Source organism: Microbulbifer discodermiae, assembly GCF_040742695.1.
GTDB lineage: Bacteria > Pseudomonadota > Gammaproteobacteria > Pseudomonadales > Cellvibrionaceae > Microbulbifer.
The window spans coordinates 1-21529 of sequence record NZ_JBFLAB010000003.1 but is presented as its reverse complement, the minus strand read 5'-3'; the positions used below and the strand labels follow the sequence as shown (position 1 = coordinate 21529).

The window sequence follows — 21529 nt, the reverse complement described above, 5'->3', positions numbered from 1 at the left end:
CATGAAATCCATCCGCGTAGAAAAAGACAATGACAATATAATCCACCTGATTTTGGACAATCCCAACGCCTCCGCCAACGTCATGGATGGCGACTTCACCAATTCGCTGCGCTCAGTGGTACAGGCGCTGCCCGGGGAGGACTACGCCGGCATTATTGTGCGCTCCGCCAAAAGCAGTTTTTTTGCCGGTGGGGATCTGAACCGCCTCTACGCCGCCACCGAGGACGATGCGCAGCAGCTGTTCCAGCAGTGCCAGGCACTGAAAGAGGATCTGCGCTGGCTGGAAACCCAGGGCAAGCCGGTGGTGGCAGCCATCAACGGCGCCGCCCTCGGCGGCGGTTGGGAAATTGCCCTGAGCTGCCACCACCGTATCGCCATCGACCGCCACACCACAAAAATTGGCCTGCCGGAAGTGACCCTGGGGCTGCTCCCCGGAGGCGGCGGCTGTGTGCGCATGTCGCGCCTGCTGGGTATGCAAAACGCCCTGCCCTATTTACTGGAGGGCAGGCAGCTGGCGCCGGCCCGGGCCCTGGCAGCCGGCCTCATCCACCAGCTGGCCAAAGACGAGGGGGAACTGCTGGCCCGCGCCCGCGCCTTTGTCCTCGCTAACGCTGGCGATGCCATGTCGCAGCCCTGGGACAGGCCCGGTTACCAGATGCCCGGTGGCGATGCCAAAGACCCCTTCAACGCCCGGTTTCTCATCGCGGCGCCAGCGATGTTGAAACAGCGAGCCGGGGCCCACCAGCCGGCACCGGCGGCTATATTGTCAACGGTAGTGGAAGCGGCGCAGGTGGATTTCGACACCGCCACCCGCATTGAATCCCGCTACTTTGTCCAGCTGGCCTGTGGGCAGGTGGCGAAAAACATGATCGGCAGCTTCTGGTTCGGGCTGAACGCCATCAAGGCCGGCGCCTCTCTGCCCGCAGACGCGCGCGGGATAGACACCGCCCCCCTGAACAAAGTCGGTATTCTCGGCGCCGGCATGATGGGCGCCGGAATCGCCTACGCCTGCGCCGCCAAGGGTGTTCAAGTGGTCCTGAAAGATGTTTCCGCTGAAGCCGCCGCAAAGGGGAAAGACTACGCGGAAAAGTCCCTGCAGAAACGTGTGCAAGGGGGACGTATGGATACAGCCGGCATGGAGGCCATCCTCGACCGCATTCACCCCACCACCGAGGCAGAGGATCTGCGCGGCTGCGAACTGGTTGTCGAAGCGGTATTTGAAGATCGCGCCCTCAAGGCGAAAGTTACTGCAGATACCGAGGCGCAACTGGCGGAGGACGCCATCTTCGCCTCCAACACCTCCACCCTGCCCATTACCGGTCTCGCCGAGGCCTCGGAGCGGCCGCAGAACTTTATCGGCCTGCACTTTTTCTCGCCGGCGGAAAAGATGCCACTGGTGGAGATCATCTGCGGTGAGCACACCAGTGACACCACTCTCGCCCGCACCTTTGCCTTCGCCATACAAATCGGCAAAACACCTATCGTCGTCAACGACAGCCGCGGCTTTTTCACTTCGCGTGTTTTCGGCTGCTATACCAGGGAAGCCATTGCCATGCTGGGAGAGGGCGTCAGCCCCGCCCTGATCGAAAACGCGGCATTGCTGGCGGGCTTTCCCGTGGGGCCACTGGCGGTGAGTGACGAAGTGTCGCTGGCCCTGATGGCGAAAATCCGTCAGCAGACCCTGGCCGATATGCGGCGGGAAAACCGGATCCCCGCCGCCCACCCGGCGGATACGGTCATCGACCGCATGCTGGCCCTGAACCGCGCCGGCAAAGCCGCGGGCGGTGGCTTTTATGATTACCCAGAGGAGCGCAAAAAATGTCTGTGGCCGGCTCTGCGCAGAGAGTTTGCCCCGAATGGTGAACAGCCGCCACTGCGGGATGTTCAGGAGCGACTGCTGTTCACTATGGCCCTGGAGACCCTGCGCTGCTACGACGAAAGGGTACTGCGCAGCGTGCGCGATGCCAATATCGGCTCCATTTTCGGTATTGGTTTCCCGCCCTGGACAGGTGGCGCACTGCAGTATATCAATCAATACGGACCCGAGGCCTTCTACCGCCGCGCCCTGGCGCTCAGCGAAGTTTACGGCCAGCAGCTGCAACCGACGGAATCACTGCGGATTCTGGCTGCACAAAGGCAACAATTGAGAGATGAACGGCAATAAATTCGGAGACCCGCCATGATCCCCCGAACCGTATTCACCCAAGAACATGAACAGTTCCGCGATACAGTGCACAAGTTTCTGCAAAATGAAGCGGTACCCCACCATTCCCAATGGGAAAAGGACGGACAGGTGGACCGCGCCCTGTGGAACAAGGCCGGCGAAATGGGCTTCCTGTGCCCCCAGGCTCCGGAGGCCTACGGCGGGCTGGAACTGGACTTTGGCTACAACGCCATCATCGGCGAAGAGATCTCACATCTGGGTCTCACCGGCATCGGCTGGGGACTGCATTCCGATATCGCCGTCCCCTACATCGTCAACTACGGCTCCGAGGATCAGAAACGGAGATACCTGCCCAGGTGCATCAGCGGTGAAATCATCACCGCCATCGCCATGACCGAGCCGGGCGCCGGTTCCGACTTGCAGGGCGTGCGCACCACAGCCGTCAGGCGCGACGATCACTATGTTCTGAACGGCTCCAAGACCTTTATCACCAACGGCCAGATGGCCGACCTGATAGTGGTGGTGGCCAAGACCGATCCGGGTGAGGGCGCCTCCGGTATCAGCCTGTTGCTGGTAGAAGCGGACCTGCCCGGCTTCAGGAGGGGCACCAACCTGGAAAAAATCGGCATGAAAGCCCAGGACACTTCCGAACTCTTTTTCGACGACGTCGAGGTGCCGGCGGAGAATCTGCTTGGGGCCGAGGGGAAGGGGTTTGTCTACCTCATGCAGGAGCTGCCACAGGAGCGGCTCAGCGTGGCCATCGGTGCCATAGCCAATGCTGCGGCCGCTCTCCAGTGGACCATCGACTATGTGCGCGAACGCAAAGCGTTTGGCAAACCCATCTCCGCCTTTCAAAATACCCAGTTCAAGCTGGCGGAGTTGTCCAGCGAACTGACTGCACTCAGGGTTTTTGTCGACCACTGCCTGGAACTGCACTATGCGCGCAAACTGGACGTGGCCACCGCGGCCAAAGCCAAGCTGTTGACTACCGACTTCCAGTGCAAACTGCTGGACGAATGTGTGCAGTTGCACGGGGGGTTCGGCTACATGTGGGAATACCCCATTGCCCGCGCCTGGGCGGATGCGCGGGTGCAGCGTATTTACGCCGGCAGCAACGAGATTATGAAGGTGATTATCTCCCGGGAGCTGCTCAAGGATTGACATCGGGGGGCGGCACTCGGGTGACGAAACGACCATGAGGGAAATCCAGGGCCCGCTGAACGGCCTCAAAATACTCGACTTCTCCACCCTGTTGCCGGGCCCCTACGCCAGTATGCTACTGGCGGATATGGGGGCCACAGTACTGCGTATCGAATCCCCCACGCGCCCCGATCTGCTACGCAACCTGCCCCCCATGGTCGGCGCCGTGTCGGCGGCCCATGCCACCATCAATCGCAACAAAAAATCCCTCGCACTGAACCTAAAAGCCCCCCGCGCCACAGAAATAGTGCGGCGTCTGCTAAGCGAGTACGACATAGTGTTGGCGCAGTTCCGCCCCGGGGTGATGGCCAAACTGGGGCTGGACTACACCGCTCTGCAGCAGGTCCGCGAGGACCTGATCTACTGCTCCATCTCCGGCTATGGCCACAGCGGCCCCCTGCGGGCTCGCGCCGGGCACGACATCAATTACCTGGCCCTGTCCGGCCTGGCCAGCTATTCGGGCCGGCGCGACGGCGGCCCCAGTCTCAGCGGCACCCAGGTAGCGGATATCGCCGGCGGCGCCCACCATGCGGTAATGGGTATTCTCGCCGCCGTGTATCGGCGCCAGTGCACCGGCCGCGGCGGACATATCGACCTCAGCATTACCGACTGCGCCTTTGCCCTCAACGCCATCTGCGGCGCCAACGCACTGGCCGGCGCCGGGGAACCAAAGCTGGAACAGGAGCTGCTGAACGGCGGCAGCCACTACGATTACTATGCCACCGCCGACGGCCGTCACCTGGCCGTGGGTGGGCTGGAACCACAGTTTGCCGAGCGCTTTTTTCAGCTGCTGGGGCACCCCGACTGGCAGCAGCGCCTGCTGGACCCGGCGCAACAGCAACCCCTCAAACGGGACATCGCCGCAGTCATAGTCACGCGCAGTCTCGACGACTGGCTGAGGGACCTGGCATCGCTGGATGCCTGCGTGGAACCGGTGCTGACTTTTTCCGAAGCCGCGCAGAGCGACCTGATAAAGGAGCGACAAATGCTGTGCCAGGCCAGCTTGCCCGGAGGCGGCGAGCAGACACAAATCAACACCCCTCTGAGCTTTGGCTCCGACAAACCCCTGCGCCACAGTGCCGGCGTGCAACCCGGCGCAAACTCCGGCGAGATTTTGCGCACGCTGGGGTACAGCGCGGAAGAAATCCAACAGTTTCAGACCCAGGGGATAATTGCCTAGGGCCTGTTGACACTAAGACAAGGCTCTTGCGATACCGCTTCTGAACTAACCTCTATCAGAATGTTGAAAAAGCCTTCCCAGGCTTTCCTCAACCGGGTTTGCGGCGATGTCCGCAAAGCCTCCAGGATAAATCAAGCAGCTACAAACTTGATTTGCGCCCCGAAGATCCCTGTTCGGGACAACAGGCCCCAGGCATTGGCGCCGACCAGCGACACCGCAGATGAACGCTGCCGACTCCGCGGCGGCGCAACCCAAAAACGGACACTGTTTGTGAAGACTCTGCGCCTGATCCTCGGCGACCAGCTCAACCACAGGCACAGCTGGTATCGCAACGACCACAAAGACACCCTGTACTTTATCGCCGAGATGCGCCAGGAGACCGACTACGCCAGACACCACATCCAGAAGCTGGTGGCCTTCTTCGAGGCCATGCAGGCCTTCGCCCGCTGGCTGGAGTCCCGCGGCAAAAGGGTCATCCACTACCCACTGGATCACCCCCACAATACCCAGTGGCTGGAACAGAATATCCGCGATCTGATCCGCAGGCATGGCATCGACAGGTTCGAATATCAGTTGCCAGACGAATACCGGCTCGAACAGCAGCTCCGGCAGCTGAGCGAGGATCTCGACATTGAGTGCGAAGCCGTCGACAGTGAGCACTTCCTCACCACACGCACCGAGCTGGCGGAATACTTCCAGGGCAGAAAAACCCTGCTGATGGAAAGCTTTTATCGCCAGCTGCGCCGCAAGCACAAGATCCTCATGACCGGCGACGACAAACCGGAGGGCGGACAGTGGAACTACGACCAGAGCAACCGCAAAAAGTGGCGGGGCCGGCCCGCGGTTCCCCGCGGGGTTGGTTTTCGCAAGGATGTTCGCGCCACCCTGGAGCGCATTGCAGCCGCTGGCGTCGCCACTGTGGGCGAAATAGATCCGCTGCACTTCAACTGGCCAAGCACCCGCGCCGACTGCCTGAAGCTCCTGCGCCACTTCTGCCGGCAACTGCTGGTGCACTTCGGCGACTACCAGGACGCCATGGATCCCGGTGAAGACTTCCTGTTCCACAGCCGCCTCAGCTTCGCCCTGAACAGCAAACTGCTGCACCCGGGCGAGGTCATTGAGGCAGTACTCACCCACTGGCGGGCCCACAAACGCCAGATCCATATCAGTCAGGTGGAGGGGTTTGTACGGCAGGTCCTCGGCTGGAGGGAGTATATGCGCGGTGTCTACTGGCGGGAAATGCCCGGCTACGCAAGCTGCAACCGCCTTCGCAACCGGCGGCACCTGCCGGAATTCTACTGGACCGGCCACACCCGTATGAACTGCCTGCACCACGCCATCAGGAACAGTCTGGAACACGCCTATGCCCACCACATACAGCGGCTGATGATCACCGGCAACTTCGCCCTGTTGGCCCAGGTGCACCCGGATCAGGTGGACGCCTGGTATCTGGGCATCTATACAGACGCCGTACAGTGGGTACAGTTGCCAAACACCCGCGGCATGAGTCAGTTCGCCGACGGCGGCCTGGTGGCCACCAAGCCCTATGTGAGTAGCGGCAGCTATATTCACAAAATGAGCAACTACTGTGAGGACTGCCACTACCGGGTCACAGAGAAAACCGGGGACAGCGCCTGCCCCTTCAACAGTCTCTACTGGAACTTCCTGGCGGAGAAACGGGCATACTTCCAGGGCAATCCCCGCATGGCGATGATGCTGAGTCTGCTGAACAGGATGAAGCCCCAGGAGCTGCGGGCACTGAAATCCAGGGCGCAGCAGATCATTCGCAACCCGGACAGCTTTTAGCCCGGGTGCGCAGCTCCCGCCAAAACCGGGTGGGAACCACCGGCGCCTGGGGTTTCAGCTGCGGTATTTATCCCCCGCAAACAAACCCAACAACAGGACGCCGGGCGCAGCGGCGGCGCTTTCATCAGGGGAGTCTTTCCTCTAAACTCGATGCAGAAAAAATATAAGCGCACAGCCCCTATGCCCGATAAACGAGACGCACCCAAAACCTCTGACAGCGGGGTCCACCCAAAGAAACTGTCCGACGAGGACCAGGCCCGGGTGGACAAATTTCTGCACAGTGGTGTCAACGATGTGGAGCGCAAACCGTTTCGACCATGGCTGCTGCTGGCGGTGATAGTCGGTGTTCTCACCCTGCTTTCGCTGCTGAGCCTGATGATCGCGCGCACCAAGGGCGTCGTGTGAAATGCTGTACCGGAGTCCCCATGAGTGAAAGCAAAAATTTTCAGCCGCTGGAATTCGAACATCTCGATGAAGCGGTAATGCGCCGGCGCGGGCGCGACTTCTATGAACAGATGCGGGCGCGCCGCAGTGTGCGTGATTTTTCCGCCGCCCCGGTACCGCGCGCGGTAATTGAGGACGCGATCCGCACCGCTGGCAGCGCGCCCAGCGGCGCCAATATGCAACCCTGGCACTTCGCGGTGGTGCAGAGCGAGGAGATCAAACGCCGGATCAGGCTGGCGGCGGAGGAGGAGGAGCGCGAGTTCTACCAGCGCCGCGCGTCCACCGAATGGCTCAATGCACTGGAACCCTTGGGCACCGATGCGCACAAACCTTTTCTACAGACCGCGCCCTATCTGATCGTGATCTTCCTGAAAAAATTCAGCAGCGGTGACGCCGGCGAAAAGCTAAAAAACTATTACACCGCCGAATCCGTGGGTATCGCCACCGGCATGCTGATAGCGGCGCTGCACAATGCCGGTGTGGCGACGCTGACCCACACACCCAGTCCGATGAAATTCCTCAACGAGATCCTCGGCCGTCCGGCCACCGAAAAACCCTATATGATCCTGGTGGCGGGCCTGCCGGCGGAGGGCGCCCTGGTACCAGCTATCGAGAAAAAACCACTGGAAGAGATAGCGGAATTCCTGTGACGCCGGCGGCTAGTGACCGCCCAGATCCAGAATTCTCTGCCATTCCCGCGCCGTCACCGGTTGAACAGACAGCCGCCCCTGCCGCACCAGCACCATCGCCGCCAGCTTCGGATCCCGCTTGATTGTGGCCAACGGCACCGGCCGGGCGAACTGGCTGCGCCAGCGGATGTCCACACAGTACCAGCGCGGTTTGGCTGCGGAAGACCTGGGATCGAAATATTCGCTGCCAGGGTCGAACTGGGCCGGGTCCTCATAGGCGGCCCTTACTACCTCCGCCGTACCCACCACCGCCGGCACCCGGCAGGCACTGTGGTAGAAGAGCACCCCATCCCCCACCTGCACCTGATCGCGCAGGAAGTTGCGCGCCTGATAATTCCGAATACCATCCCAGCGCCCCGTCCTGTCGGGTTCTGCCGCCAGATCGGCGATTCCGTACACGTCCGGTTCCGACTTAAACAGCCAGTAGTTCATCTGCATCCTCGATCGACAGTTCCCGCACCGGGTCAATAGTGCCGCACCGGCACACCCCAATGCGGCAACCTGTGACAATGCTGCGCCCGGTGGCATTCCGCCATCGCCCCGGCCCATTTAGTATGAAGGCTTGTAGAAGTGTCAACTCGCTACCCGCGGCGGCGGTTAGCGGCAACTGTGGGGCTTTATGGGCAACAGAGCAATTGAATGGCTGTGGCAGCGGCTGGGTTCACATCGGTGGCGCTATTGGGCACTGCAGCTTTCCGGCTGGGGTGGCTATACCCTGCTGACGTTCGTGGGCAGCTTCTTCTGGGTGAAAAACCACTGGCTCCACACCGGCTATATTGCCGCGGCCACCGCCTCGGGAATCGCCCTGTCCGAACTCATGCGTCGCGGCTTTCGCAGGCTCTGGGACAAAGGACCTCTGGAGCGTTTGTTCGGCTCCTTCGGCGTGGTCATAGCCGCGGCGTTGGTGTGGGCGGCATTCAAGTGGGGCGGATCGGTGTGGCTCTACGGAATAAAAAGCGACGAGCACCCGATAGTACTGGCGATCTACTGGTTCTCCTACTCGTTTCTGATTTTTTTGACCTGGGGCGCGCTCTACTATGGAATCAAATACTACGAGGCCTCCCTGACCCAGCAGGAAAGGACTCTCCGCGCCGAATCCATGGCACACCAGGCGCAGCTGAAAATGCTGCGCTACCAGCTCAATCCTCACTTCCTGTTCAATACTCTGAACGCCATTTCGACCCTGATCCTGGACCAGGACGGGCGCACCGCCAACACCATGGTCACACGCCTGTCGCAGTTTCTGCGCCACTCCCTGGACAACGACCCCATGCTGAAGGTGACCCTGGCAAAGGAAGTGGAGGCGCTGATGCTGTACCTGGATATCGAGAAAGTGCGCTTCGCCGACCGCTTGCAGGTGGACATCGACCTGGAAGGGGATTCACCCCAGGCCCTGGTCCCGGGGCTACTGCTGCAGCCACTGGTGGAAAACGCGGTAAAATACGGCATTTCTCAGCGTGAAATGGGAGGGAAAATTACCATTGGCGCACGCACCTTTGCCGGTGAACTGTTACTGGAGGTCAGTGACAATGGCCCCGGGATTGCGGAAGCGGAACTGGCGCAGCTGGGCTCCGGCCGCGGCGTGGGCATACGCAATACCTGCGACCGCCTGCGCTCGCTTTACGGTGTGGAACAGAAAGTCCGCTTCCGCAACCAGCCGGGAGGCGGCCTGGCGGTCCACATCAGAATTCCGTTCGAAAAGGAATAGCGCATGAGCGACAGCACGACAAAACTCTCCGCCGTCATTGTGGATGACGAACCGCTGGCCCGGCGGGGTCTGCGTTTGCGCCTGGAAAAACTCCGCGATGTGGACATAGTGGCGGAATGCACCAACGGGCGCGAAGCGCGCGAGCGGATACTGGAACTGCAGCCGGATGTGGCCTTTATCGATATTCAGATGCCCGGCATCAGCGGTCTCGAACTGGTGCGCGACCTCCCCCCGGAACAGCTGCCGCAGATTGTGTTCGTCACCGCCTACGACCAGTATGCAGTGGAAGCGTTTGAGATCAACGCTGTGGACTATGTCCTAAAACCCATTGAAGAGGAGCGACTGGCAGCGGCACTGGAGCGGGTGCGTGAAAAACGCGCCAGCGCGGATATCGCCAATCAGCGCGAACAGCTGTTGGAAGCGGTGGCCGGCCTGACCAACGAATCGCCCCTGGAACTCGAACAGCGACTCGCCGCCGGAGATCTCGGCGGCAGCCAGTACCCGGAAAAAATCGCCATCAAGGACGCCGGTAAAATCACCCTGGTGCCAGCCCGGGAAATCGACTGGATAGACGCTGCCGGCGACTATATGTGCGTACATGCGCAGGGCGAAACACACGTCATGCGCATCACCATGAAAGAGCTGGAACAACAGCTGGACCCCAAAAGCTTCCAGCGCATTCACCGCTCCACAATCGTCAATCTGGAGCGGGTGCGGGAAATCTGTGCCCATATCAACGGCGAATACTATCTGGTGCTCAACAATGGTGAGCGCCTGAAAATGAGCCGCAGTTACAAGAACAAAGTGCAGCACTTCCTGTAACTACTAAAGAATCTCTGATTAATTAAACGGAATCGCTTGCCTTCCAAAAGCTAGCGGCGGCGCATCCCTGTGCCGCATTAACCTGCGCCAAAACCCCATCCCGGAATTGGTCCGAAAAAACCGACGACTGAACGCAAGTCTGTTGCCCGGACCGGCCGAACAGCTAATCTGCCAGACTATAAAAACCAATACGGAATTGGGGTATGGCCCTCACTGCCACTGCACTGAAAAACCCCGCCGCCGCCGCCGTTGCGGTCGTCATGGCGGTTCTGCTGGGACTCTTTCTCGCCAGTCAGCTTCCGGTCCAGTTATTTCCGGACATCGACAACCCGCGCATTACCATTCAGGCCAGCTGGCGCGCCGCTTCACCGAAAGAAATCGAAGCGGAAATTGTCGAACCGATCGAATCAGTTTTGCAGGGCCTCACCGGCCTGGAGCAGATGCAGGTCAATGCCGGCCGCGGCGGCGCCTGGGTGAATCTGGAATTCGCCATGGGCACCGACATGGACAAGGTGCTGATCGATGTTATCAGCCGCATGGGCAGCCTGCCGCCCCTGCCCCGGGATGCGGAACCGCCCCGGGTGATGCTGGGGGGTTGGGGCGGCGGCACCCCAGCCCTCACCTATTTCTTTCTGCAACAACTGCCGGGCAACCCAAACAGCCTGAATGACTACACCGGCCTGATCGACGATGTCATTCGCCCGGCGCTGGAAGCTGTGCCTGGAGTTGCCAGTGTCGAAGCGCAGAACGGCGCCTCCGCCCGCGAGGAGCTGCAGGTGGTTTTCGATCCCTGGAAGGCCGCCGAACTGGGCATCCAACTGCCCGCCGTCACCCAGCAGCTGGCCTCAGCGCGGGACGTTTCCGGCGGGTTTACCGATGTCGGGAGGCGCCGCTACACACTGCGTTTCGCCGGCGAATACCACCCCGATGACCTGGCGCAGCTGGTATTGGAATGGCGCGACGGCCGCCCGGTCCGCCTCGGCGACATCGCCCAGATTCGCGTGGCGCCCTCGGACGCCAATGGTCTCGCCACGCAAAATGGCAACCCGGCGGTATCCCTGCGTATCAACCGCGCCAACGACGCCAACATGCTCGCCACCCTGGAGCGGGTAAAAGCCGAAGTAGAGGCGTTGAACAGGACGACACTGGGGCCGGAACAACTGACTCTGGTGCAGTCCTTCGACGCATCGGTGTTTGTCTATCGGGCACTCAATCTACTGGGTGGCAACCTGGTACTGGGTATCCTGCTGGCGGTGGGAATTCTGTGGTGGTTCGTGCGCCGCATGCGCGCCACCCTGATCGTCGCGGCGGCCATTCCCATCTCCCTGTGCGCCACTTTCGTGGTGCTCTCGGCGGCCGGACGCAGCCTGAACGTCATCTCCCTGGCAGGGCTGGCATTTGCCACCGGCATGGTGCTGGATGCGGCCATAGTGGTGCTGGAAAACATCCTGCGCTTGCGCGAGAGCGGCCGCCGGCCGGAAGACGCCAGTCTCGATGGCGCCCGTCAGGTGTGGGGTGCACTGCTGGCCAGCACCGCCACCACTGTGGCGATTTTCCTGCCGGTATTTTTCCTCGACAGTGTGGAGGGACAGGTATTCGGCGACCTGGCGCTGACCATCGCTGTGGCTGTCGTATTCTCCCTGCTGGTGGCGGTGGCGGTGGTGCCGGTAGCCGCCAGGTTGTGGCTGCCGGACCTCTCCAGCCGCGATCGCCTGGCGCCCGCCTGGGGAAAACTCACCGGGGGAGTCATGCGCCTGACCCGCACACCCGGGCGCCGCTGGCGTGTGATCTGCACACTGCTGCTGTTGCCGGTGGGGGCCAGTTACATGCTGCTGCCCAAGCTCGACTATCTGCCGCCGGTAAAACGCGACGCCGTGGACGTGTGGCTGAATTTTCCCGCCGCCACCAACACCGGCACCATCTCGCGGGAGATAATCGCCGAGCTGGACCACCGCATGGGGCCCTACATGCGGGGCGAGCGGGAACCGGCACTGAAAAACTACTATATCCTCGCCTGGCCCAATGGCGGCACCATGGGCGTGCGGGTCAAGAACATGGACCAGGCCGGGGAAATGGAGCGTATTCTGCGCGAAGAAGTGCTGGTGGATATCCCGGACCTGCAGGGCTTCGCCGCGCGCGGCAACCTGTTCGGCCAATTCGGCGGCGACCGCCAGATCACGTTGCACCTGCAATCCCGTGACGCCGACGGGCTGATGCAGGCGGCGGCGCGCGGGGTCGAGGTCATCGAAGAAGTGATGCCCGGAGTGCCGGTGCAGCCGAATCCGGGACTGTCGCTGTCGGAGCCAGAACTCACGGTACATCCCCACGACCGCGCCATGCACGAGCAGGGTTGGAACCGCCAGGATCTGGGTGGGCTGATCCGCGCCCTCGGCAACGGTCTCTATGTGGGCGAATACTTCAACGGCGAAAAACGTCTCGACGTCATCTTCAAAGCGCGCCAGTGGAATACTCCGGAGCAGTTGCAGAATACGCCACTGGCAACCCCTCGCGGTGAGGTTGTGCCCCTCAACCAGCTGGCCCGCATCGAGCGCAACGTCGGCCCCGGCAGTCTGCGCCGGGTGGATGGGCGCCGCACTATCACGCTGAATATAGTGCCGCCAGACAACGTCTCCCTGGAGGAAGTGCGGGCGCAAATCGATACCGAGATATTGCCCCAAATAGAAGCGGCAATGCCCGCCGACGGCAACATCCTGGTGGGCGGCAATGCCAGCGACCTGGACCAGGCACTGCGCGCCCTGGCACAAAATTTTATCCTCGCGCTAGTTATCCTGTTCCTGTTACTGAGCGCACTGTTCCGCTCGCTGCGGGACGCCGCGCTGGTACTGCTCACAGTGCCACTGGCGACTGTGGGCGGGGTGCTGGCCCTGCGGTTGTTGAACCTGATTGGCTTTCAGCCCCTGGACCTCCTCACCATGATCGGCTTCGTCATTCTGCTTGGACTCGTGGTGAACAACGCCATACTGCTGGTTCACCAGACCCGCACTGCCGAGCGGGAAGGGGCGACGCGCACAGCGGCGGTGGAACAGGCTTTGCGCCTGCGCCTGCGGCCCATCTTTATGAGTACTCTCACCAGTGTGTTCGGCATGCTGCCACTACTGCTCGCACCGGGTGAAGGCAGCGTCATTTACCGCGGCATGGCCGCAGTGATCGTCGGCGGCATGGCGGTCAGCACCTTCTTCACCCTGATTCTACTGCCGGCCCTGTTGCAAACCGACGGTTTCTCCCTGCCGCGGTTTGCAGGGTGGCGCGGCCGGGCGGCCATAAGGAATACACCATGAAAAAGACTATACCGGCCTGGGCGCTTCTCCTGTTGGCGAGTGCAGCTATGCCGGCCCTGGCCCAACCCGGACCGGCCGCCGTAGCTGTGGACAGCGCCGAGCTGCGAAACATAGCCCCGAGCCAGTGGTCGCCGGGCCGGGTGGTCAGTCGCAGGGACATCAGAATCGCCGCCGAACTGGAAGGCGCGCTGGAGTTTGTCGCCGAGCCCGGCAGCATCATCAAAAAGGGGGGCCGTCTGGCGCAGCTGGACGCCACCCGTTGGCACCTGCAACTGCGCAGTGCCGAGAGCCGCATACGCCAGCTGCAGGCGCGCCTCACCTATCTGGATACCCAATTGGAACGCCTGCGCAAGCTCAGCGAGACCAACAGTACCTCCCGCGCGGCACTGGATGAACAGCAGGCGGAACGCGAGGCCATGGCGGAAGATCTGCAGGCGGCGCGGATTGAGCGCGACCGTATCGCCTATGAGCTGGCCAAGGCCGATATCCGCGCACCCTTCGACGCATTGGTGGTGAGCCGCGAGCGCCAGACCGGCGAGTATGTGCGTTCCGGCGAACAGCTGCTGCGGGCGCTGGATATGTCACAGCTGGAGGTGGAGGCGGACATTCCCATCGTCTCCCTACCGCTGCTGCAAAGCGGGGATGTAATTACCTTGCGCAGCGATGCAATTTCGCAGCCGGACACCGACAGTCTTCCCGGCCAGGGACTTTTGCAGGGACGGGTGCGCCAGTCAGTACCGGTGACCAACGACAATTCACGCCGCGTGAAATTGATGGTGAGTCTGCCGCAACAGTCCGGCTGGATAGTGGGTATGCCGGTTCAGGTGGCGGTGCCCGTCGCCCCTAGCCAGCAGAGGGTAGCGGTGCCGCGGGACGCGCTGGTGCTGCGCGAGGGGAGCGCCTTTGTGTTTCGCGTGTCCGACGACGCCACTGCCGAACGACTGGCGGTGCAAACCGCCAGCGGCGACGGCGCCTGGATCGGGGTCAATGGCGGCATCCTGGCCGGCGACAAAGTCATAGTGCGGGGTGCCGAGCGGTTGCAGCCGGGGCAGAAGGTCAAGGTATTGCCGGAAATCGCCGGGCGCGAAGCCACGGATACCGAATCCCAGTCCACTCTGTAACTGCACGAGTTCGACCCCGTGGCTGGGTGGCCTATAGGTCACCGACTACACTTGGGACAATCCACTGGTTGTTGGATTGTCTGTCATGGGACTGGTCTCTGCATTGGTTGTCACCGTCGCCCTGGGGGCGGTTTTCCACACAGACAAGGGTAGGACACAGGATCTTGTGCCTGCGCTGCCAAGTGACGCGGTAACACTCAGCCACCAGGGACAAACCTATTATTTTTCCAACGGCTATTTTTATCGCAAGGAACAGCGGTACTTTTTGCCCGTAGAGGCGCCGCTGGGAGCGACAGTTCCGCGGCTGCCATCCCAGGGCACCTTCTTTTCCATCGACGACAAACGCTATTTTCTCTCCGGTACCGGGACCTTCTTTCTCTACAGCGCCACCCGCAGAACCTATACCGTAGCCAGCCCCCCTTATAACTGGCGCAATTACTATCGAGATCCACTGGCCCCGGAAATTACCGTCTATCCGCGCGCCTTCCCTCCCGTCAGAACCCGCTCCGATACCGGGGATAGGGACAGCGAAACCCTGCGGGCACCCTACTGGGAAGACCGTGTCGATCGAGAAAGCTATTGCCGTTTTATCGCCACCGATGCCGGCCGCCGCACCCGCTCCGCCGGCCGGGAAGATCGACGCCGGCTTGATCTGCACAGAAGCAACCGCCTGGTCTATCGGCGCTGTCTGCGCGAGTATCGTCGCGACCGCAACAATTAACGCCAACGCCCCAGACCCGAATGGGGGGTACAGCGGCCGCGGGCGCTCCAACGCCTCAGCTACACTTTTACCAGGGCTGTACCTTGCAGCCATTAACCCGGCAACTCTAAAAACTGCCGGGGCAATTTATGCCGAATGTCGGCTCAACAGTGCCAGGGAAACAGGCCGGCTATGGTGGGCACCAGCCATCTTTTCTCTCTCTCCTCCGAACAACGGTGGCGCCGCCTGCTCCGTCGCTGCGCTTTTGCGTGGCTTGGATTCACCTTCACCCTGTTCAGCACCCTCGCCATAGCGCAGCTGCCGGGCCTGGACAAGCCAGCACAGTTTCAGCCGGTGGTGCCCGACTTCAGCGCGCCCACCGCCGACTGGTGGACCCAGTGGCCGGAACTGTCTCTGCAGGAGCGGCAGCAGTGGCTCGAAGCACTAGAGGAGGGCTGGCGCGAGTGGAGTAAGCGGTTACCCCCATCCGCGCCCCTGCAGGAACTGGCGCAGGAGATCGACAACAGCTTTACCAACATTCAAACAACCTGGGATAAAGCGCAGGAGTATCAGCAAATAGCCCTGCTGCCGGGCATCGAATTTCCGCAAAACCCCAATGTGGATCAGTGGGCGCAAGCCGACGCGATTCTGGCGCGGGCACGCAAACGCTCACTCAGTGTAAAGCTGGAGACGCGCAAACTGGACCAGGCCACCAAGCAGTCGCTGGGCAAGCTACGCCAACAGGTCACCGTATTTCGCGGAGTTGGTGACGACGAGGGGGCGGCCATGGTAGCCGGCCTGACACTCTTCCTGGCCGAGATGCAACACCTGAACACCATCGAGCGCCTTGCCGTGACCACCCAACAACTGGAGGCGTGGCAGGAGGAAATCGAACTGGCCAATGTACAGTTGACGCGCATGCTGGCGGAACTGACTTTCAGCGCCGCCAGCGGCGACCGGCTGGAGAGGGAGATCGAAACCCAGGATGGGGAAATTGGCACATTGGTGGAGCGGCGCAACAAGTTGCAGAGTGCCGTACTCCTATCCAGCGACTCGGCTGCAGCGGCGGAAAATGAATTGGCGGCGCTGGAGCTGGAAGTGCAGGAAACGGAACTGCGGCTGGAAAAGCGCAAACGGGAAATACTCCTGTCCATCAATTCGGCATTGGATCCCGAGGGCGGAGACCAATCACTGGTGCCAATTCGCGAACTGGTGGCAGCGTCCCGTACGGTGGTGGACCAAACCCTGCGCGAGCTGAACCTGCGCCAGCGCCAGATCGCCAGCTGGACCAGCGAAGAACCTCAGGCAATGAGTCGCTGGTGGGAGTATTTTGAAAAGGTGAGCGGCGGCATCGCCCGTATCGACGACCTGGTAAAGGATCTGGAGCGGTACCAAACCGCGCAGCTCACGGTATTCAAACAGCGCAAAGGGTGGTGGGCAACGGTTCGGGAACGGGCCGCATACTTTTCCAATATCGCCTACTCGCGCTGGCGCCTTCTGGCAGACTATCAGTTGTTTACCATTTCGCAGACCCCCATCACCCTGCGGGTGGTGGCAAGAATCCTGTTTGTACTGATCTCCGCCTGGTTGCTTTCCAACCTGATCCGCCGCTTCCTCAACCGCCTGGTGCGCAGAAAAAAAGCTGCCGAATCCTCCATGTACAACCTGGGGCGGGTACTCCACTACAGCATCATCGCCATAGCGCTACTGGTCGCGCTTATCATGTTGGGGCTGGACACCTCCAAGCTGGCGCTGGTGGCAGGCGCACTGTCTGTGGGTATCGGCTTCGGCCTGCAGTCGATTTTTTCCAATTTTATTTCCGGGCTGATCCTGCTGTTTGAACAACCCCTGCGGGTAGGGGATCTGGTGGAACTGGAATCGGGAGTCTTCGGCCGCATCCGCGACATCAATGTCCGCTCGACCCGCATCACCACCCGCGACAACATCGACATTCTGGTGCCCAACTCAGAGCTGGTGGCCAATCAGGTCATTAACCACACCCTGGATGACCCGGTGCGGCGCATCCATGTGCCCTTCGGGGTCGGCTATAGTTCCGACCCCGACCTGGTGCGGGAAGCCGCCATTCAGGCCGCTGAGCGGGTGCCCATCACCCACACTGACTGGCGTCGCAAAACCGAAGTCTGGCTGATGGAGTTTGGCGATAGCGCCCTCAACTTCAAGCTGGTGGTATGGATTAACAGCAACATGGTATCCCCCCTGGGTGACCCGCATGCGCTCTACAACCTGGAACTGCTGCGGGCATTCGGCGAGCACGGCATCGAAGTACCCTTCCCCCAGCGGGATCTCCACTTGCGCAGCTGGGACGCGCCCCTGTCGGTAACCCGCCAGGTAAAGAAATAGCCAATCCCCGGCAATCACCATCGCCCGCGCGGCAGACCCCAGCACCAGGGGGGCGGTTTGTTTCGCCGGCCCCCGGCCTGTATTCTGGTGCCCACACCTTTCACTCACTGCCCCGGGACACCGCAGCCTGTGCTGACCACCCCCGCCCACTACAGATCCGGCCGGCCCGGGCTGCCCCTCGTATGCGCTGCCCTCATCGCGCTGAACCTGCTGGTTTTCGTGTTCTACCAGAGCGGTGATGAAAAGCGCTGGCAGAAGGCCGAGGACTATTACTTTTCCAGCGAACTGCCCCTGCTGGAGGAACAGCGGTTTCTGATCTATGTCAACGAGAGGCACCCCGAGTGGCGCTCTCAGCTGGACGCCCAGGGGCAGGACTTCGTCTACCGCGAGTTGATGGCCAATCGGGAATTCCACCGCTGGCTGCTGCCCCAGTTACAGGCCGAGGGAGAGGCGGAGTGGCTGGGCGCCCGGCGTGAATTCGCCACCCTGCGCGACAGGCTCAGCAGCTTTGCCCTCGGGCTGGTGCCGTCCGATCCCGGAATTTCCCCCTGGCTCGCGCATATGTTCCTACACGGGAGCTGGGATCACCTGATCGGCAATATGATCTTCCTGCTTTTGTTTGGCCTGTCGGTGGAACTGGCCCTCGGACACCTGAGGTTTCTGGCCCTGTATCTGTTCGGCGGTCTCGCCGCTGCCGGCCTGCATCTGGTGGCCGACGCCGGCAGTCCCATGCCGATGGTCGGCGCATCCGGAGCCGTTTCCGCAGTCATGGGCGCATGCGTAGCCATTTACGGCTTGGCCCGGCTGCACGCATTGGGCAGGAGCGGCTCTTTGCTGGGGAAATTCAGCGCGCCCGCGCTGCTGATACTGCCACTGTGGCTGGCCAAGGAACTGTTCGGCTATTTCTATGGCGACGCCGGCGTCGCCTACTGGGCACACGCCGGCGGCCTGCTGGCGGGTTTTGTCCTCGCCCTGCTGATGCTCTACCGGCGCCCACAGGCGGGGGCCACAGAGGCAGCGGCAGATCCGTCGACAATATAAGCGACAACGGAGCGGGGAACATGAGTGAATATATCCTGAAAAAAGCGCAGATTGTGGCAATGGAAGGCGAGCACAAGGTGCACTTTCTCAACCCCAACGCCGTGCGTCGCAATAAATCCCTGGGCGATCTCACCGGAATATCCGGTGTTGGGTTCCATATCATCGAACTGGAACCGGGACGGGAATCCACCGAATATCACTGCCACCAGTTTGAAGATGAATGCGTATACATTCTTCAGGGAGAAGCCGAAGTCCAGATCGGCGAGGAGATCCACACAGTGACCGCCGGGGACTTTATCGGCTATCCCGCAGGCGGTCCGCCCCACACCATGCGCAATACGGGCAGAGAACTTCTGCGGTGTATCGTGGTGGGCCAGCGCCTGGATCACGACGTGGCCGACTACCCCAACAAAAACAAAAGAATCTACCGCAACCGGGGCCTGCCCTGGGAGCTGGTCAATCACAGCGATATAGCCCACCCCAAATAGTGGCCGGCCAACTGCTTCCTCCACAGCCGGAAGCTTGGACGGGATACACCACTTTGGGTTAATTTCACCGCCCGACAACTGACCGACAACTGACCGACAACTGACCGACAACAGGAAACCCTATGACCGACACTATGCAGGTTCAACTGGTACAAACCCCGGCGGCGGAGATTTGGGGCCAAAACGCGCTGCTGAGTTTTTCCGCCCAGGGCGCCACTGTGCACGCCAGCGAAGCGACCGGCGGCGCTTCGGTCGCGGCGCAGCGCGCAGCGCGCCGCCTCGACGGCATGGGCGTGCCGGCGGTCAGTTTGAGTGGGGACGGCTGGGATATGGAGAGCCGCTGGGCATTCTGGTGTGGTTACTACAATCCCAGGCGCGACAACCAGCTGGAATGGGGAAGCGGGGACAGGGCCCAGCTGGAGGAACTGCAGGCGCGGGAGCAGACCCTGCGCTGGGTGCGCGAAATCACCAACGGTTCCCCCGAGGAAGTGTCACCGCGGGTTCTGGCCGAGAGCGCCGCGTCAATGCTGCACAAGCTGGCCCCGGACCAGGTGCGCTATCAAATCATTGCCGGCGAGGAGCTGCAGCAGCAGGGCTTCGCCGGCATTTACCAGGTGGGGCGCGGCAGTGAACGCGAGCCGGCCATGTTGCAACTGGATTACAACCCCAGGGGCGACGACAGTGCACCGGTGGACTTCTGCCTGGTGGGCAAAGGCATCACCTTCGACTCCGGCGGCTACAGCATCAAGCCTTCGGACAATATGGCCACCATGAAATCCGATATGGGTGGCGCCGCCATGGTCAGCGGGGGCCTTGCGCTCGCCATAGCCCGCGGGCTCCGCAAGCGGGTGAAGCTGTACCTGTGCTGCGCGGAAAATCTGGTTTCCGGCCACGCCTTCAAGCTGGGGGACATCATCCGCTACAAGAATGGCGTAACCGCAGAAGTACTCAATACCGACGCGGAGGGCCGGCTGGTGCTGGCGGACGGCCTGATCGCCGCCTCGGCGGAGGAGCCGCGCTGGATTCTCGACGCCGCCACCCTTACCGGCGCCGCCAAAATCGCCGTGGGGCGGGATTACAATTGCGTGCTGAGCTTGGAGGACGACTCAGCCCGGCGGATACTGAATGCCGCCACCCGTGAACATGAAAAAACCTGGCGCCTGCCCCTGGAAAAATTCCACCTGGAGCAGATCCCTTCGGGCTTTGCGGACATCGCCAATGTGGGTGCCCCGGGCAGCCCGGGAGCCACCACTGCAGCGGCCTTCCTGGTGCGGTTTGTGCGCGACCAGGGCCGGGGCTGGGCGCACCTGGATCTGTCCGGCTCCTATCAGCCCAGCGCCACCGATCTCTGGGCCCAGGGCGCCAAGGGGCAGGGCGTGCGCACCATCGCCCGTTTTCTGCAGGACAACTGACCCCACTGGGGGAGGTCGCCAACAGCATCAACCCGGTAATCCAATTGACGATCCCTCATCGATTGGATTATCGCCCTTGAGAAGCTGCGCAATTAGGTGCAATAGCTGGCTTTTCAGGGGTTTGCACAGACTTCCGCCCGGCGGTAGTACATCCTTGTATTACCTTCATCCGGCAACTTATCGAGTTGCCGGATTTCAATGGCACTCTCGGGGAAATCTTGAACACTCCAGGCGCCCTGAATGCCTGTTCAATCAATTTTTGGAATTCAATAGTAGGATCCCCTAAAGGGCACATTCTGGCGATATCCGTCCAGGCGTTCCGATATCAGCGGAATACTCCAACCGAGACTGCTGGCAAGTTTTTGTGCTTTCTTCTGCCATTTGATGGCCGCTTTAAAGTTACCAGATTCCGCGTAAGCCGCCGCCCTGGTTTCCATGATTCTCACTTCATCAAAATAATTATCGGCCTTGGATTCAAGCAACCTCAGGGCCTCCTCTCCATTTCTGAGTTCACTGAAATTGGAAGTTGAGAGTTCCCAGGCCAACAATAACCTTGCTGTAAAGTTATTGGACTGCACAGAATTCCTCAGCCAAGCAATGGCAGCGCGTGACTTTGCAGGCAAATTATCCTGCTCAGAAAGTGCAGACTGGGCCAGAGTATTTTGCGCTGGCGAGTAACCACCGATAGCCGCCGCATTAATCCATTTATAGCCGTTAACAACATCTACCTCACACCCTCTACCTGCAAGCATATTGCGGCCAATTTCATACTGGGCATTGGGAAGGCCACTTTTGGCAGACTTAGTGAACCAAGCGTTAGCAGTTTTATACTGCAGATCAACTTTTTCCAAGTAACGTTTAAAATATCGGAAGGTGTTAAGACGAGAACCATAGATATATTGGGCCACTGCATCGCCACTATCCGCAGCCGCTGCAAGTTCATTTAACTCCTTAGGGCCTGTTAACACTAATTAGCCGGTCAGCGATCAATGAAAAGTTGATGAAGAACTTAAAAACGACATCCAACTTATCAAATCGACTAAATATTCTTCGGAAACCTTTCAAGCGGCGAAACAGACGCTCTACTTCATTTC

Annotated in this window: 17 protein-coding genes; 15 read left to right on the top strand and 2 right to left on the bottom strand. The window is 60.8% G+C overall.

The annotated features are described in order from the left end of the window. Window position 1 precedes the first annotated feature (1 nt). The 6 genes from AB1S50_RS01445 (at window position 2) to AB1S50_RS01420 (ending at window position 7444) form a co-directional block, all read left to right on the top strand. On the top strand, window positions 2–2164 hold the full coding sequence (locus tag AB1S50_RS01445) for a 3-hydroxyacyl-CoA dehydrogenase NAD-binding domain-containing protein (RefSeq protein ID WP_367148590.1): 2163 nt from the start codon (window positions 2–4) through the stop codon (window positions 2162–2164). A gap of 15 nt (window positions 2165–2179) precedes the next feature. Further along, window positions 2180–3325 carry an acyl-CoA dehydrogenase family protein gene (locus AB1S50_RS01440; RefSeq protein WP_367148589.1) on the top strand — a complete coding sequence of 382 codons (1146 nt, stop codon included), beginning with the start codon at window positions 2180–2182 and terminating at the stop codon, window positions 3323–3325. A 34-nt stretch (window positions 3326–3359) separates the two neighbouring features. Continuing rightward, complete coding sequence (locus AB1S50_RS01435) at window positions 3360–4544, top strand: CaiB/BaiF CoA transferase family protein (protein ID WP_367148588.1); 1185 nt, start codon at window positions 3360–3362, stop codon at window positions 4542–4544. A 270-nt stretch (window positions 4545–4814) separates the two neighbouring features. After that, window positions 4815–6350 carry a cryptochrome/photolyase family protein gene (locus AB1S50_RS01430; protein WP_367148587.1) on the top strand — a complete coding sequence of 512 codons (1536 nt, stop codon included), beginning with the start codon at window positions 4815–4817 and terminating at the stop codon, window positions 6348–6350. Window positions 6351–6530: 180 nt separating this feature from the next. Then, window positions 6531–6755, top strand: a complete 225-nt coding sequence (locus AB1S50_RS01425) for a DUF3094 family protein (protein WP_367148586.1) — start codon at window positions 6531–6533, stop codon at window positions 6753–6755. A 20-nt stretch (window positions 6756–6775) separates the two neighbouring features. Continuing rightward, window positions 6776–7444 carry a nitroreductase family protein gene (locus tag AB1S50_RS01420; protein WP_367148585.1) on the top strand — a complete coding sequence of 223 codons (669 nt, stop codon included), beginning with the start codon at window positions 6776–6778 and terminating at the stop codon, window positions 7442–7444. A gap of 9 nt (window positions 7445–7453) precedes the next feature. Here the strand turns inward: AB1S50_RS01420 and AB1S50_RS01415 are convergent, their stop codons facing one another. Then, window positions 7454–7915 carry an EVE domain-containing protein gene (locus tag AB1S50_RS01415; protein WP_367148584.1) on the bottom strand — a complete coding sequence of 154 codons (462 nt, stop codon included), beginning with the start codon at window positions 7913–7915 and terminating at the stop codon, window positions 7454–7456. A gap of 187 nt (window positions 7916–8102) precedes the next feature. Here AB1S50_RS01415 and AB1S50_RS01410 point away from each other — a divergent pair, with 187 nt between their 5' ends. From AB1S50_RS01410 to pepB, 9 genes are all read left to right on the top strand, one after another. After that, window positions 8103–9191, top strand: a complete 1089-nt coding sequence (locus AB1S50_RS01410) for a sensor histidine kinase (protein WP_367148583.1) — start codon at window positions 8103–8105, stop codon at window positions 9189–9191. A 3-nt stretch (window positions 9192–9194) separates the two neighbouring features. Continuing rightward, window positions 9195–10013, top strand: coding sequence for a LytR/AlgR family response regulator transcription factor (locus tag AB1S50_RS01405; protein ID WP_367148582.1), 819 nt, complete (start codon window positions 9195–9197; stop codon window positions 10011–10013). Window positions 10014–10216: 203 nt separating this feature from the next. After that, the gene (locus AB1S50_RS01400) at window positions 10217–13312 is read left to right on the top strand and encodes an efflux RND transporter permease subunit (RefSeq protein WP_367148581.1); all 3096 of its coding nucleotides are present in this window, start codon (window positions 10217–10219) and stop codon (window positions 13310–13312) included. Further along, window positions 13309–14433 (top strand): efflux RND transporter periplasmic adaptor subunit, encoded by a 1125-nt coding sequence (locus tag AB1S50_RS01395; RefSeq protein WP_367148580.1) that lies wholly within the window; start codon window positions 13309–13311, stop codon window positions 14431–14433. Before AB1S50_RS01400 ends, AB1S50_RS01395 begins: the two co-directional genes overlap by 4 nt. An 85-nt stretch (window positions 14434–14518) precedes the next feature. Beyond that, on the top strand, window positions 14519–15154 hold the full coding sequence (locus AB1S50_RS01390; protein ID WP_367148579.1) for a DUF6515 family protein: 636 nt from the start codon (window positions 14519–14521) through the stop codon (window positions 15152–15154). A 171-nt stretch (window positions 15155–15325) separates the two neighbouring features. After that, entirely contained in the window at window positions 15326–17494 is a 2169-nt protein-coding gene (locus AB1S50_RS01385) for a mechanosensitive ion channel family protein (protein WP_367148578.1), read from the top strand. Window positions 17495–17623: 129 nt separating this feature from the next. Next, window positions 17624–18535, top strand: coding sequence for a rhomboid family intramembrane serine protease (locus AB1S50_RS01380; protein ID WP_367148577.1), 912 nt, complete (start codon window positions 17624–17626; stop codon window positions 18533–18535). A 20-nt stretch (window positions 18536–18555) separates the two neighbouring features. Then, window positions 18556–19023: a cupin domain-containing protein gene (locus tag AB1S50_RS01375; RefSeq protein ID WP_367148576.1), complete on the top strand. Its 468-nt coding sequence runs from the start codon at window positions 18556–18558 to the stop codon at window positions 19021–19023. Window positions 19024–19145: 122 nt separating this feature from the next. Then, the gene (gene pepB / locus AB1S50_RS01370) at window positions 19146–20435 is read left to right on the top strand and encodes an aminopeptidase PepB (RefSeq protein WP_367148575.1); all 1290 of its coding nucleotides are present in this window, start codon (window positions 19146–19148) and stop codon (window positions 20433–20435) included. A 266-nt stretch (window positions 20436–20701) separates the two neighbouring features. Here pepB and AB1S50_RS01365 read toward each other — a convergent pair whose 3' ends face one another. Then, window positions 20702–21403: a tetratricopeptide repeat protein gene (locus AB1S50_RS01365; RefSeq protein ID WP_367148574.1), complete on the bottom strand. Its 702-nt coding sequence runs from the start codon at window positions 21401–21403 to the stop codon at window positions 20702–20704. Between the last annotated feature and the right edge of the window lie 126 nt (window positions 21404–21529).

Coding starts and splice junctions, on each gene's coding strand:
- AB1S50_RS01445 (WP_367148590.1), top strand. CDS start 2: ATGAAATCCATCCGCGTAGAAAAAGACAATGACAATATAATCCACCTG.
- AB1S50_RS01440 (WP_367148589.1), top strand. CDS start 2,180: ATGATCCCCCGAACCGTATTCACCCAAGAACATGAACAGTTCCGCGAT.
- AB1S50_RS01435 (WP_367148588.1), top strand. CDS start 3,360: ATGAGGGAAATCCAGGGCCCGCTGAACGGCCTCAAAATACTCGACTTC.
- AB1S50_RS01425 (WP_367148586.1), top strand. CDS start 6,531: ATGCCCGATAAACGAGACGCACCCAAAACCTCTGACAGCGGGGTCCAC.
- AB1S50_RS01420 (WP_367148585.1), top strand. CDS start 6,776: ATGAGTGAAAGCAAAAATTTTCAGCCGCTGGAATTCGAACATCTCGAT.
- AB1S50_RS01415 (WP_367148584.1), bottom strand. CDS start 7,915: ATGAACTACTGGCTGTTTAAGTCGGAACCGGACGTGTACGGAATCGCC.
- AB1S50_RS01410 (WP_367148583.1), top strand. CDS start 8,103: ATGGGCAACAGAGCAATTGAATGGCTGTGGCAGCGGCTGGGTTCACAT.
- AB1S50_RS01405 (WP_367148582.1), top strand. CDS start 9,195: ATGAGCGACAGCACGACAAAACTCTCCGCCGTCATTGTGGATGACGAA.
- AB1S50_RS01400 (WP_367148581.1), top strand. CDS start 10,217: ATGGCCCTCACTGCCACTGCACTGAAAAACCCCGCCGCCGCCGCCGTT.
- AB1S50_RS01395 (WP_367148580.1), top strand. CDS start 13,309: ATGAAAAAGACTATACCGGCCTGGGCGCTTCTCCTGTTGGCGAGTGCA.
- AB1S50_RS01390 (WP_367148579.1), top strand. CDS start 14,519: ATGGGACTGGTCTCTGCATTGGTTGTCACCGTCGCCCTGGGGGCGGTT.
- AB1S50_RS01385 (WP_367148578.1), top strand. CDS start 15,326: ATGGTGGGCACCAGCCATCTTTTCTCTCTCTCCTCCGAACAACGGTGG.
- AB1S50_RS01375 (WP_367148576.1), top strand. CDS start 18,556: ATGAGTGAATATATCCTGAAAAAAGCGCAGATTGTGGCAATGGAAGGC.
- pepB (WP_367148575.1), top strand. CDS start 19,146: ATGACCGACACTATGCAGGTTCAACTGGTACAAACCCCGGCGGCGGAG.